The following is a 14400-nucleotide window of genomic DNA, read 5'->3' as shown; positions in this document are numbered from 1 at the left end:
GCCCGAGCCTGTGACGAACTGCAGGAACCCGCGGCGAGTGCCCAGCGGGGCCCAGGTTCGTGACCAATACGTTATCTTCCCGAGTCGCCTCGTCATCTGCTCGGGCCGGCTCGTCCGACCCGGAAGGAACCATGGGACGCCACGCACTGCCCGCAGCCCCCGACGGCGCGGCCACCACCGAAGCCGTCGAACTGCGCCGTCCCCGCGGACGTCGTTCCGCGTTCGGCCCCGCCGTGGCCCGCTCGACCTTCGTGGAGCACGAGAAGCCGGCGCGCAGCGTGTCCCTGTCGAACACTCGCCCGGTCGCCTCGACGGCCGTCGCCGGAGCGGCCGTGCTGTCCCGGTCCGCAGCGCTCCGAGCCGAACGGGCGGTCGACCCGCGGCACGTCCGCCGGGCTGCCAACGCGAAGCGCGCAGCGGTGCTCCTCGCGCCCGCACTGGCCATCACCTCGAGCCTGACGCTCGCGGTCCCGGCGAACGCCGCGACCCCGTCGACCGACGCGCACCACGGGACGACCACCTCGCAGCACACGCAGACCTACACCGTCGCCCGGGACGTCGAGGTCCCCGTGGTGTCGACCGACGGCATGACGACGACCACGACCGTGGTGTCCTACCCGACGATCGTGACGAAGTTCGGCGTCAGCACCCAGCAGGCGGAGGACGCGATCTCGAAGATCCTCTCCGCCGGTGGCGACCGGGCGACCGTGGTCTCCACCGCCCTGCAGTACATGGGCGACCCGTACGTCGAGGGCGGCGCGAGCCACGAGGGCATCGACTGCTCCGGCTTGACGATGGTCGCGTACGCGGCCGTCGGGATCCCGCTCGTGCACTACGTCCCGACGCAGGACGCCGCCGCGACGACGATCCCGGAGTCCGAGGCGCAGCCCGGCGACCTCGTCGTGTACGACAACGAGGACCACGTCGGCATCTTCCTCGGCGACGGACTGGTGCTCCAGGCGCCGCACCCCGGCGCGGTCGTCGACATCGTGCCGATGTACTCCGCGGCGCACCACTTCGCCCGGGTGCTCCCCGCCGGCAGCTGACCGGCACCCGCGGGGCGTCGTCGTCCCGTAAACTGGAGTGATGGCCTCCGAGACCCGCACCCCCTTCGAAGAGCAGCGCTCTGCTCGTCCGCAGGTGCGTCCGCGCACAGAGGGCTGGACGCAGGCCACCGGGACCGACGGCCGGCCGCTGCTGCAGTTCGCGTCCCCGAAGCGTGGCAAGCCGCCCGTGCACCTCGCCGACATGACGGTCGCCGAGCGCGAGGCGAAGGTCGTCGAGCTGGGGCTGCCGAAGTTCCGCGCCAAGCAGCTCTCGACCCACTACTTCACGCACTACACGTCCGACCCCGCGCAGATGACCGACCTGCCGGCCGCCCAGCGCGAGGAACTCGTGGCGGGCATGCTCCCGCCCCTCCTCACCGAGACCCGTCGTCTGGCGACCGACAAGGGCGACACGATCAAGTTCCTCTGGAAGCTCCACGACGGGGCGCTGGTCGAGTCGGTGCTCATGCGGTACCCGGGGCGCATCACGCTCTGCGTCTCGTCCCAGGCGGGGTGCGGGATGAACTGCCCGTTCTGCGCGACCGGGCAGGCCGGGCTGACCCGGAACATGTCCACGGCCGAGATCATCGAGCAGATCGTCCGTGCCAACGCCGCCATCGCCGCGGGGGAGCTCGGCGGTGATCCCCGCAAGGGCGGGAAGGACCGCGTCGACGCCGAGCGCGTGACGAACATCGTGTTCATGGGCATGGGGGAGCCGCTCGCGAACTACAAGCGCGTGATGGACGCCGTGCGGATCATGGTCGCGCCGCAACCGAACGGCCTCGGCATGAGCGCCCGCGGCATCACCGTGTCGACCGTGGGGCTCGTCCCCGCGATCAACAAGCTCGCCGACGAGGACATCCCCGTCACCTTCGCGCTCTCCCTGCACGCGCCCGACGACGAACTCCGCGACGAGCTCATCCCGGTGAACTCGAAGTGGAAGGCGGACGAGGCGATCGACGCCGCCCACAACTACTTCGTCAAGACGGGCCGACGTGTCTCGATCGAGTACGCGCTCATCAAGGACATGAACGACCACGCGTGGCGTGCCGACCTGCTCGCCGAGAAGCTCAACAAGCGCGGCAAGGGGTGGGTGCACGTGAACCCGATCCCGCTCAACCCGACGCCCGGCTCGGTCTGGACCTCCTCCGAGGTCCACGTGCAGGACGAGTTCGTCCGCCGACTCAACGCCGCCGGCATCCCGACGACCCTCCGCGACACCCGCGGCAAGGAGATCGACGGTGCGTGCGGGCAGCTGGCTGCGGCCGAGTAGGTCGGTCCGGTTCGGTTCGGTTCGTTCGTTCGTTCGTTCGGGAGGCACGGTGCGGGTTCGCACCGTGCCTCCCGTCGTTCCCAGCGCGGGTCGGCACTGCCCGCACCGCGCGATCCGCGTGTTTCCGGGCCTCGTAGAGCCGACACGCCCGGGATGTGGCCCGGGTTGGTGCTGCCGTTCACCTCTGCGTAAAGTAATCACTCGTTGCCGCTGAGGCGGAGAACGGAATGGCCGAGACGGTCACCTGGTCACAGACCCGGAGATCTTGTCCACCACGGTTCTTCCCCGGGCAACGAAAGCCAAAAGCCTCTCTGGCGACGCTCGTGTTCCACGGGTCGAGTGGGGAGTGCGTCTGGTCCTTGAGAACTCAACAGCGTGCACATTGTCAATGCCAATTTATTGACCCCGTGACTCATCAGCTTGCTGGTGGGTTCGGAGACAATTCCTTTTGGATAGACAGAATTGTCAGTAGACAGTTCTTTTTGTCAGAATCAACTCGCTGACATCTTCGGGTGTTGGTTGTAATTTTTTACGGAGAGTTTGATCCTGGCTCAGGACGAACGCTGGCGGCGTGCTTAACACATGCAAGTCGAACGATGATGCCCAGCTTGCTGGGTGGATTAGTGGCGAACGGGTGAGTAACACGTGAGTAACCTGCCCCTGACTCTGGGATAAGCGTTGGAAACGACGTCTAATACTGGATATGACTGCCGGCCGCATGGTCTGGTGGTGGAAAGATTTTTTGGTTGGGGATGGACTCGCGGCCTATCAGCTTGTTGGTGAGGTAATGGCTCACCAAGGCGACGACGGGTAGCCGGCCTGAGAGGGTGACCGGCCACACTGGGACTGAGACACGGCCCAGACTCCTACGGGAGGCAGCAGTGGGGAATATTGCACAATGGGCGAAAGCCTGATGCAGCAACGCCGCGTGAGGGATGACGGCCTTCGGGTTGTAAACCTCTTTTAGTAGGGAAGAAGCGAAAGTGACGGTACCTGCAGAAAAAGCACCGGCTAACTACGTGCCAGCAGCCGCGGTAATACGTAGGGTGCAAGCGTTGTCCGGAATTATTGGGCGTAAAGAGCTCGTAGGCGGTTTGTCGCGTCTGCTGTGAAATCCCGAGGCTCAACCTCGGGCTTGCAGTGGGTACGGGCAGACTAGAGTGCGGTAGGGGAGATTGGAATTCCTGGTGTAGCGGTGGAATGCGCAGATATCAGGAGGAACACCGATGGCGAAGGCAGATCTCTGGGCCGTAACTGACGCTGAGGAGCGAAAGCGTGGGGAGCGAACAGGATTAGATACCCTGGTAGTCCACGCCGTAAACGTTGGGCGCTAGATGTAGGGACCTTTCCACGGTTTCTGTGTCGTAGCTAACGCATTAAGCGCCCCGCCTGGGGAGTACGGCCGCAAGGCTAAAACTCAAAGGAATTGACGGGGGCCCGCACAAGCGGCGGAGCATGCGGATTAATTCGATGCAACGCGAAGAACCTTACCAAGGCTTGACATACACCGGAAACGGCCAGAGATGGTCGCCCCCTTGTGGTCGGTGTACAGGTGGTGCATGGTTGTCGTCAGCTCGTGTCGTGAGATGTTGGGTTAAGTCCCGCAACGAGCGCAACCCTCGTTCTATGTTGCCAGCGCGTTATGGCGGGGACTCATAGGAGACTGCCGGGGTCAACTCGGAGGAAGGTGGGGATGACGTCAAATCATCATGCCCCTTATGTCTTGGGCTTCACGCATGCTACAATGGCCGGTACAAAGGGCTGCGATACCGTAAGGTGGAGCGAATCCCAAAAAGCCGGTCTCAGTTCGGATTGAGGTCTGCAACTCGACCTCATGAAGTCGGAGTCGCTAGTAATCGCAGATCAGCAACGCTGCGGTGAATACGTTCCCGGGCCTTGTACACACCGCCCGTCAAGTCATGAAAGTCGGTAACACCCGAAGCCGGTGGCCTAACCCTTGTGGAAGGAGCCGTCGAAGGTGGGATCGGTGATTAGGACTAAGTCGTAACAAGGTAGCCGTACCGGAAGGTGCGGCTGGATCACCTCCTTTCTAAGGAGCATCTGGCTCGTCGTGTCCTTCGGGGGACGGTGGGTCCAGGCGCCGGATCGAGACGAACGTTCTCGCCGGTAGCTCATGGGTGGAACATTGACAGTGCAGTCGGGAGCGCAGCTTCTGATCTCAGTACGCCGGGGCCTTCGTGGTTCGGGTTGGAACGGGTTGGGGGTGAGCGGGTCGGCTGGTGCACGTTGTTGGGTCCTGAGGGACCAGGCTTCCTGACCGTGATGGTCGGGGGTTGAGCCGTGACTGGGGCCTTTGGGTTCTGGTTGGGTTCTTCGGTGGGCCGCATGATGCTGGGAGCGTTGCTTCTGGGGGAGTGTGGTGCCGATCGTATGTTGAGAACTACACAGTGGACGCGAGCATCTTAGATCGCTCGGAACGATGATGACTTTCGGGTTGTCGTTGTTGTGAGTCGATCGCAATTTTAATCTTTGTGGTCAAGTTTCTAAGAGCAAACGGTGGATGCCTTGGCATCTGGAGCCGAAGAAGGACGTAGAAATCTGCGATAAGCCTCGGGGAGCTGATAATCGAGCTGTGAGCCGAGGATTTCCGAATGGGGAAACCCCGCTGGGCGCTTTTGTGACCTGGTGACTCCCGCCTGAATATATAGGGCGGGTAGAGGGAACGTGGGGAAGTGAAACATCTCAGTACCCACAGGAAGAGAAAACAACATGTGATTCCGTGAGTAGTGGCGAGCGAAAGCGGATGAGGCTAAACCGATCATGTGTGATAGCCGGCGGGCGTTGCATGGTCGGGGTTGTGGGACACGTCGCTCAGTTCTGCCGGACTGGGGCGGTTACAGCGCATCATAGTCGAACCGGTTTGAAAGCCGGGCCGTAGTGGGTGCCAGCCCCGTAGACGAAATGGTGTTATGGCCGGATGTGTATCCCAAGTAGCACGGGGCCCGAGAAATCCCGTGTGAATCTGTCAGGACCACCTGATAAGCCTAAATACTCCCAGATGACCGATAGCGGACAAGTACCGTGAGGGAAAGGTGAAAAGTACCCCGGGAGGGGAGTGAAATAGTACCTGAAACCGTTTGCTTACAAACCGTCGGAGCCTCCTTGTAGGGGTGACGGCGTGCCTTTTGAAGAATGAGCCTGCGAGTTAGTGATATGTGGCGAGGTTAACCCGTGTGGGGCAGCCGTAGCGAAAGCGAGTCTGAATAGGGCGATTCAGTCGCATGTCCTAGACCCGAAGCGAAGTGATCTATCCATGGCCAGGTTGAAGCGACGGTAAGACGTCGTGGAGGACCGAACCCACTTCAGTTGAAAATGGAGGGGATGAGCTGTGGATAGGGGTGAAAGGCCAATCAAACTTCGTGATAGCTGGTTCTCTCCGAAATGCATTTAGGTGCAGCGTTGCGTGTTTCTCGCCGGAGGTAGAGCTACTGGATGGCCGATGGGCCTCAACAGGTTACTGACGTCAGCCAAACTCCGAATGCCGGTGAGTGAGAGCGCAGCAGTGAGACGGTGGGGGATAAGCTTCATCGTCGAGAGGGAAACAACCCAGACTACCAACTAAGGCCCCTAAGCGTGTGCTAAGTGGGAAAGGATGTGGAGTTGCATAGACAACCAGGAGGTTGGCTTAGAAGCAGCCACCCTTGAAAGAGTGCGTAATAGCTCACTGGTCAAGTGATTCCGCGCCGACAATGTAACGGGGCTCAAGCACACCGCCGAAGTTGTAGATTTCGCACACTCGATAAGCCTTCGTGGTTCAGTCGTGCGGAGTGGTAGGAGAGCGTCGTGTGGCGAGTGAAGCGGCGGAGTGATCCAGCCGTGGACGCTACACGAGTGAGAATGCAGGCATGAGTAGCGAAAGACGGGTGAGAAACCCGTCCTCCGAAAGACCAAGGGTTCCAGGGCCAGGTTAATCCGCCCTGGGTAAGTCGGGACCTAAGGCGAGGCCGACAGGCGTAGTCGATGGACAACGGGTTGATATTCCCGTACCGGCGAACAACCGCCCAAGCTAATCCAGTGGTGCTAAGAGTCCTAACCCGCATTGACCGGATCCCTTCGGGGTGATGGCGTGCGGTCTAACGCTCGACCCCATGCTGGTGCGGTTAGCGTATGAACAGGTGTGACGCAGGAAGGTAGCTGAGCCAGGCGATGGTATCCGTAAGGTGATCCTGGTGTAAGGATGTAGGGCTGACGATAGGCAAATCCGTCGTCTAGATGCCTGAGATCCGACGCGTACCCGTAAGGGGAAATCAGTGATCCTATGCTGCCGAGAAAAGCATCGACGCGAGGTTGCAGCCGCCCGTACCCGAAACCGACTCAGGTGGTCAGGTAGAGAATACCAAGGAGATCGAGAGAATCGTGGTTAAGGAACTCGGCAAAATGCCCCCGTAACTTCGGGAGAAGGGGGGCCGGACACGTGATGCGGACTTGCTCCGCTGAGCGTTGAAGGCCGCAGAGACCAGTGGGAAGCGACTGTTTACTAAAAACACAGGTCCGTGCGAAGTCGCAAGACGATGTATACGGACTGACGCCTGCCCGGTGCTGGAAGGTTAAGAGGAAGGGTTAGCCTTTGGGCGAAGCTCTGAATTTAAGCCCCAGTAAACGGCGGTGGTAACTATAACCATCCTAAGGTAGCGAAATTCCTTGTCGGGTAAGTTCCGACCTGCACGAATGGCGTAACGACTTCCCAGCTGTCTCAACCGCGAACTCGGCGAAATTGCACTACGAGTAAAGATGCTCGTTACGCGCAGCAGGACGGAAAGACCCCGTGACCTTTACTACAGCTTGGTATTGGTGTTCGGTGTGGCTTGTGTAGGATAGGTGGGAGACTGTGAAGCGGGCACGCTAGTGTTCGTGGAGTCGTTGTTGAAATACCACTCTGGTCACTCTGGATGTCTAACGTAGGACCCTGATCGGGTTCATGGACAGTGCCTGGTGGGTAGTTTAACTGGGGCGGTTGCCTCCCAAAGAGTAACGGAGGCGCCCAAAGGTTCCCTCAACCTGGTTGGCAATCAGGTGGCGAGTGTAAGTGCACAAGGGAGCTTGACTGTGAGACTGACAGGTCGAGCAGGGACGAAAGTCGGGACTAGTGATCCGGCAGTGGCTTGTGGAAGCGCTGTCGCTCAACGGATAAAAGGTACCTCGGGGATAACAGGCTGATCTTGCCCAAGAGTCCATATCGACGGCATGGTTTGGCACCTCGATGTCGGCTCGTCGCATCCTGGGGCTGGAGTAGGTCCCAAGGGTTGGGCTGTTCGCCCATTAAAGCGGTACGCGAGCTGGGTTTAGAACGTCGTGAGACAGTTCGGTCCCTATCCGCTGCGCGCGTTGGAAATTTGAGAAGATCTATCCCTAGTACGAGAGGACCGGGATGGACGAACCTCTGGTGTGTCAGTTGTTCTGCCAAGGGCACCGCTGATTAGCTACGTTCGGACCGGATAACCGCTGAAAGCATCTAAGCGGGAAGCCGTCTTCGAGATGAGATTTCCATGCACCTTGAGTGTGAGAGGCTCCCAGCAGACTACTGGGTTGATAGGCCGGATGTGGAAGCGGGGACTAACGACCCGTGGAGCTGACCGGTACTAATAAGCCGAAGACTTGACAACACAACTATTTCCCACACTTCGGTGTGGGGCTCGCGTCCACTTTGTGGTTCCCGACAGACGATCGGGAATCAAACTGAATACTTCAGCTTGTACTGAAGGAACGGTTTTGATCCAGGATCTGGGTCGAAGGTGTTCCGGTGGTCATAGCGAGAGGGAAACGCCCGGTCACATTCCGAACCCGGAAGCTAAGCCTCTCAGCGCCGATGGTACTGCAAGGGGGACCTTGTGGGAGAGTAGGACGCCGCCGGACTCAACGTTACGAATACCAGGGAACCCCTGACCACCACGTGGTCAGGGGTTTTCTGCGTTCGCGGGTCTTCCACACCCCTCGTGGCGGTCGGTGCCGGGCCGGTAGGATCGTCGTGTCATGACTGCGCCATTCACCACCGCTTCCGGTTCCGATGTCCGTGTCCGTTTCTGCCCGAGCCCGACGGGGACGCCGCACGTCGGACTGATCCGTACCGCGCTGTTCAACTGGGCGTACGCGCGGCACACCGGCGGCAAGCTCGTGTTCCGCATCGAGGACACCGACGCCGCGCGTGACAGCGAGGAGTCGTACCAGCAGATCCTCGAGGCACTGCGCTGGCTCCGGCTCGACTGGGACGAGGGCGTCGAGGCCGGCGGCCCGCACGGTCCGTACCGGCAGTCCGAGCGGACGGACGTGTACGAGGACGTCATCGCGAAGCTCAAGGCCTCCGGACACGTCTACGAGTCCTTCGTCACCCCCGAGGAGATGGAGGCCCGCAACAAGGCCGCCGGGCGTGACCCGAAGCAGGGGTACGACAACCACGAGCGCGACCTCTCCGACGCCGAGCTCCAGGCCTTCCGCGACCAGGGGCGTGAGCCGGCACTGCGGCTGCGTGTGCCCGACCGCGACCTGAGCTTCGAGGACCTCGTGCGCGGTGAGATCACCTTCAAGCAGGGCACCTTCCCGGACTTCGTGGTCGTCCGGCCGAACGGCAAGCCGCTCTACACGTTCACCAACCCGGTGGACGACGCGCTGATGGGCGTGACGCACGTGCTCCGCGGCGAGGACCTCCTGTCGTCGACGCCACGCCAGATCGCCCTGTACGAGGCGCTGTACGAGGTCGGTCTCGCCGAGTTCATCCCGGTGTTCGGGCACCTGCCGTACGTCACGGGGGAGGGCAACAAGAAGCTCTCGAAGCGCGACCCCGAGTCGAACCTGTTCCACCACCGTGCCGCCGGGATGATCCCCGAGGGGCTCGTCAACTACCTCGCGCTGCTCGGGTGGTCGATCGGTCCGGACCGCGACGTGTTCACGGTCGACGAGATGGTCCAGGCGTTCGAGGTCTCCGACGTCAACCCGAACCCCGCGCGCTTCGACCACAAGAAGGCAGAGGCGATCAACGGCGACCACATCCGCCTGCTGGACGCCGACGACTTCCGCGGGCGGCTGCTGCCGTACCTGTCGGGCATCGTGTCGGATCCGGTGACGCCGGAGCAGCTCGAGGTCCTCGCGAAGGCGGCGCCGCTCGTCCAGGAGCGCATGCAGCTCCTCGGCGAGGCACCGGGGCTCCTCGCGTTCCTCTTCACGTCGGACGACGCCCTCGAGATCGACGAGGACGCCCTCGGAACCCTCAAGGCCGACGCCGGTGACGTGCTCCGCGCGAGCATCGCCGCGCTCGAGCCGCTCGACGACTGGACGACGGCCTCGATCGAGGGCGCGCTCCGTGCGGCGCTCATCGACGGTCTCGGCCTGAAGCCCCGTGTGGCGTTCGGTCCGCTGCGCGTCGCGGTGTCCGGCCGACGGATCAGCCCGCCGCTGTTCGAGTCGATGGAGATCCTGGGCAAGGTGTCCACCGTCACGCGCCTGCGTCGCCTCGCGGACCGCTGACGTGGCCGAACGGCAGGGGGACGCGGCCGGCCGGCAGGCGGACGCGGCCGAGCGGCTGACGGACGCGGCCGAGCGGCTGACGGTCGACGTCGTCGTCGTCGGTGCCGGCCCGGCCGGGCTCAGCGCCGCCCTCAACCTCGTCCGTGCGAAGCGCACCGTGCTCCTCGTGGACGCCAACCGTCCCCGGAACGCCGCCACGCTGCGGTCGCACGGGTTCCTGACGCGCGACGGTGTCTCACCCCTCGAGCTCCGGAAGCTCGGGCGCGCAGAGGTCGAGGCCTACGCCGAGGCAACGGTCGTGCAGACGGTCGTGGACCGGATCGCGCCGGAGGGCGACCGGTGGCTCGTGCACGGTGCCTGGCGCGGCACCGAGGTCGAGGCGACGGCCCGTGCCGTCGTGCTCGCGACGGGCCTGCGCGAGGAGTTCCCGGCGCTCCCGATGCTCCGCGCGTTCTACGGCACCGCGGTGCACAGCTGCGTCGAGTGCGATGCCTACGAGAAGGCCGGCGAGCCGTTGGCGTTCCTCTGCGAGACGGACGACGTCGTCGATCGCGCCCTGCTGCTCGCGGCGTGGGCGGACGACCTCATCGTGTACACGAACGGCATCGCGCCGCTCGACGACGCCGGCCGTGCGCGTCTGGCCGCAGCGGGCGTGCGCGTCGACGAGCGGGCCGTGGTGGACCTCGAGGGGGACCGCTCCGGGATGACCGGCGTCCGCCTCGCAGACGGGCACGTGGAGACGCGGACGGGCGGGTTCGTCCGGCCCCGGTGGCACGCCGACCTGGACTGGGTCGACGCGGACCTCCGCCGCGACGCCGAGGGGCTCGTCGTGGTCGACCGCTCCGGACGGACGAGCGTGCCCGGGCTGTACGCCGTGGGCGACGTGACGCCGCCCGGACCGGAACAGCTGATCGTGGCGGCCGGCCACGGGGCCGTCACGGCCGCCGCGGTGCACCGGGATCTCGTCGGTGGTCTCACGGACCTCCGGGATGCTGTACAGTAGTTGATCGTGCCCCGGGCAACCGGGACCGAAGGCCTCCGGGCCTTTGGGGTATGGTGTAATTGGCAACACAGCGGTTTCTGGTACCGTCGTTCTTGGTTCGAGTCCAGGTACCCCAGCACTCGTAGAACAAGCCCCCGGGATCTCCCGGGGGCTTGTTCCGTTTCCGGCGCAGAAGCCGCGTGACACGCCAGGCGACGGACCGACACGCCGGGCCACAGCCCGACACGCCGGGCCACAGCCCGACACGCCGGGCCACAGCCCGACACGCCGGGCCACAGCCCGACACGCCGGGCGACAGCCCGACACGCCAGGGCGGCCGATCAGGTCAGGACTGCGCCCTGCTCTTCCGGTACGCGACCACCCAGTCCACGAGCACGTGCCCGGATGCGTCGGCCGGCACCTCGGCGTCGTGGATGATCGTCTCCGCCTGCAGCGTCACGCGCATCGGCGTCGTGGGCACCGCGCCCGTGACCGTCTCGAGCAGCTCGTCGTCCCAGTAGAAGCGCACCGCGTCGGCGGTCCACTCCACGGTCGCGACGTGCCAGTCGGTCTGCCCGCCGGACACCACCGTCGGGTCCTCGGGCAGGAACGTCATCGCCTCGGTCGTGGGGTCGTAGCTGCCCGGGATCGCCGACACCGGGCGGACGTCGCCGGTGAGGTCGCCCTCGGGCCAGTCGATCTCGCCCTCGTTCCAGTCGCCGGACAGCGGCCAGAGGATCATGACGAACTTGTAGCCGGGGACCTCGTCGGCGCGGTACCGGATCGAGACGCGCTGGTGCGTGTACGCCCGGTAGCCGGCGGGGAGGACCGTCGCCACGAGGGGCTGGGACCCGTCGCTGCGGAGGTGGAAGTCGAGCACCGAGTCGTGCACCGACACCACCTGGTCGGGGGAGTAGAGCCCCTTGCCCGACGTGTCCCGCATCCCGCTGTACTCCGCCATCCGCGGGTACACCGCGAGGAGTTCGCCGAGCGCGGCGTCGAGGTCGAAGTCCTGTGCGAGGTAGGGGACCCACCGCGTCCCCTCGGACTCGAGCGCTCCGGTGGGCATGCGTTCGGCGCGGGCGGTCGAGTCACCGGCACGCGTGGGCAGCACGACGGCCGTGGTGCCGGCGACCACGGCGACCCCCGCGATGCTGGCGATCGTCACGCCGCGGCGCAGGAAGGACCGCCGGGTGGTCATCCGGTGACGTGCCCCGGGCTCATGCTGCATCGCGCACCTCGTAGATCCGGACTCCGTCGCGGTCGTAGCGGAGGGTGCCCTCGTCGGCCACGGACCGCTCGATGGCGTCGATCTGCGCGCCGGTGAGTGTCCCGCGGGTGACGGCGTCGGCCCGCTGCGCCGCCGAGAACACGAGCCAGGAGTGTCCGCCCTGGTCGCGGTCCTGCAGGACACCGGTGAGGTCGTCGGCCGTCATGCCCTTCGGGAACCACGCGGCCTCGCTCTGCAGCGAGTCGACCTGGCCCCAGTGGCGGAGGAAGTTCTCGTAGTTCCCGCCGATGATCGACGGGAAGCTGCCGACGGTCGTGAGGGTGTCGTCCGCCTGGAACCGGCCGTCGAGCCACTTCGCCGCGGCCACGTCGGCCGGTGCGGTCTGGTTCGCCTGCTCGGTCTGGAACGTGGCGCCGAGGAACAGCGCGGTGGTCGCGGTCAGCACCAGGGCCGTGGCGGCGATCCGGAGCCGGCGGCCGTGGAAGGCGTGCACTGCTGCGATCGCCAGGAACGGCGCGGAGAACAGGACGACGCGGAACTTTGCCTCGCCGCCGTAGCTCTGCCCGAGCACGAGCACGATCGGGCAGGCCGCCAGCCAGAGCACCACGAGGGCGCGTCTGGCGTGCCCACCGCGGACCATCCGGACGAGTCCGATGACGGCGCACACGGCGACGAGTGCCGTGATCCCGAGGACCGCGCGGGACTGCAGGGTCGTCGCGATCGACGGGATGGCGATCGACGTCGACGCGGCGGTGACGTTGCTCACCGGGTCGAAGCCGGTGGTGAGACCGAACTTCTCCTGGATGTAGTCGAGGTTCGGCACGAGGTAGAGCAGGGGGAGCAGCGTCAGCGGGACGGCGAGCCACCAGGGACGGAGGAAGCCGAGCACGAGCAGCGGCACGAACGCGGCGACGACCACGAACGGGGTCAGCTGGTGCGAGGCCGTGATGACGAACTGCAGGACGACGACGAGCGCCACCGCCGCGACCACGGCGGCCCGCGTCGGCGTGGCGACCGCCTCGGCCACGGGGGAGCGGCGGGCACGGAGCAGCCGGCCGGTCAGCGTCGCGCTCCACCGCCCGATCACGTTGGGCTCGCCGCGGAGGACGGTCAGCGCGACGAGGACCGCCGCGAGGAACAGGAAGAACGCGAACGCCTGCGGGGAGTAGTAGTCCTGCCCGACCCAGTTCGCGGCGCTGAACAGGACCGCGGCGACGTAGGCCCAGCGGCCGTTCGCACCGAGTGCCCGTGCGATCCCGAGGACGAGCGCCCCGTCGGCGAGGGCGAACGCGAGCTCCGTCCAGCGCACCGGATCCGCCGCGTCGAGCGTGCCGGTGGCGGCGCCGAGGAACGCACTGAAGCTGAAGAACCCGGGCCAGCGGTTGTAGATGTCGATCGACGGGTCGACGGCGCCGTGCTGCAGGATGTACGCGGTCACCGCGATGTGCTTGAACACCCACGGCGGTCGGGGCTCGGCGGCGATCAGGTTCGAGGTGCCGTACATGACGAGCAGGAGGACGCCCGAGGACACCGCGCGGACCACCACGTGGTGGCGACGGTCGACGAGCGTCACCAGGGCGACGACGAACACCAGTGCGGCGCCGGCCCACCAGACCGCGGGCAGTGCAGCCAGGAGGCCCCACTCGCCCAGTCCGGTCGAGTCTGTCTGCGCGACACCCACCGCCCAGAGCGCGGCTCCGGTGACGAGGACGCCGGACGCGGCGACGGTGCGGACCAGGACCGCGGTCGGCAGGGCCGACCGCGCGCGGGCCGACCTGGGCGCGGTGCGCGCGGTCTGGACGCCCTGGCCGAGCGACACCCACCCGGCGACGAGCAGGAGGAGCCCGGCGGCGGGCAGCGGGACCCACTGCCCCGTCCAGACCATCGCGAGCCCGAGGACCGCGTCGATCGCGGCACTGGACGCGACGACGAGTCCGGCGCGCCCGATCGGCTCGCGGAGCCCGAGCAGCCGGACCACCGGCAGACCCGGGACGACCAACAGCGCGACGAGCACGACGGCCGTGCGGAGCGGACCGGACGCGTCGGCCGCGATGAGGGCGGCTCCGGCGAAACCGAGACCCGCGGCGACGAGGGACGGCACCGGTGAGGTCGGCAGCACGCGGGTTCCGTGGCGGAGCGACATCCTGGTGGGGGTCGTGGTGGCGGTCACTGCTCGACCACCGCGATCGACTGACGCATCGAGCGTCCCTTCGGGTCTGGGCCGGCGACTGGCAGCGGCCTGCGGGTGTCTCGACGGTAACCGGGGGCCGAGGGCGCACGGGAGAGCGGTCACCGGGAAGTGCGGAGGGCCTGCGGCATTGCGGGATCACGCACGCGTGGCCGGCGTCGAGCGAGGAGAAACCGCACGGTTCCGCCTGCTCGTTGACCC

6 protein-coding genes, 1 tRNA gene and 3 rRNA genes are annotated in these 14400 nt (G+C 65.3%); 8 read left to right on the top strand and 2 right to left on the bottom strand.

The genetic code is table 11. The annotated features are described in order from the left end of the window. Positions 1-131 precede the first annotated feature (131 nt). From ACEN8D_RS05035 to ACEN8D_RS05000, 8 genes are all read left to right on the top strand, one after another. Positions 132-1046: a C40 family peptidase gene (locus ACEN8D_RS05035; protein WP_071295487.1), complete on the top strand. Its 915-nt coding sequence runs from the start codon at positions 132-134 to the stop codon at positions 1044-1046. Positions 1047-1086: 40 nt separating this feature from the next. Continuing rightward, on the top strand, positions 1087-2319 hold the full coding sequence (gene rlmN / locus ACEN8D_RS05030; RefSeq protein WP_070416448.1) for a dual-specificity RNA methyltransferase RlmN: 1233 nt from the start codon (positions 1087-1089) through the stop codon (positions 2317-2319). A gap of 528 nt (positions 2320-2847) precedes the next feature. Further along, positions 2848-4369, top strand: a 16S ribosomal RNA gene (locus ACEN8D_RS05025). Between the two features lie 444 nt (positions 4370-4813). Further along, a 23S ribosomal RNA gene (locus ACEN8D_RS05020) occupies positions 4814-7943 on the top strand. Between the two features lie 133 nt (positions 7944-8076). Continuing rightward, positions 8077-8193: ribosomal RNA gene (rrf, locus tag ACEN8D_RS05015) — 5S ribosomal RNA — on the top strand. Together the 16S, 23S and 5S rRNA genes form the textbook arrangement of a ribosomal RNA operon. Positions 8194-8310: 117 nt before the next feature. Further along, the gene (gltX, locus tag ACEN8D_RS05010; RefSeq protein ID WP_413400245.1) at positions 8311-9798 is read left to right on the top strand and encodes a glutamate--tRNA ligase; all 1488 of its coding nucleotides are present in this window, start codon (positions 8311-8313) and stop codon (positions 9796-9798) included. A gap of 55 nt (positions 9799-9853) precedes the next feature. Next, entirely contained in the window at positions 9854-10801 is a 948-nt protein-coding gene (locus ACEN8D_RS05005) for an NAD(P)/FAD-dependent oxidoreductase (protein ID WP_413399752.1), read from the top strand. Positions 10802-10845: 44 nt separating this feature from the next. After that, positions 10846-10917 (top strand) — tRNA-Gln (locus ACEN8D_RS05000). Between the two features lie 209 nt (positions 10918-11126). Here the strand turns inward: ACEN8D_RS05000 and ACEN8D_RS04995 are convergent. After that, a complete protein-coding gene (locus tag ACEN8D_RS04995; RefSeq protein WP_413399751.1) occupies positions 11127-12011 on the bottom strand; it encodes a glycoside hydrolase family 16 protein in 885 nt (294 codons plus the stop codon). After that, positions 12001-14181: a hypothetical protein gene (locus ACEN8D_RS04990; RefSeq protein ID WP_495601179.1), complete on the bottom strand. Its 2181-nt coding sequence runs from the start codon at positions 14179-14181 to the stop codon at positions 12001-12003. Before ACEN8D_RS04990 ends, ACEN8D_RS04995 begins: the two co-directional genes overlap by 11 nt. Positions 14182-14400: the final 219 nt, after the last annotated feature.

Source organism: Curtobacterium sp. Curtsp22 (genome assembly GCF_059492135.1).
This window is presented reverse-complemented; position numbering and strand designations above follow the sequence as displayed.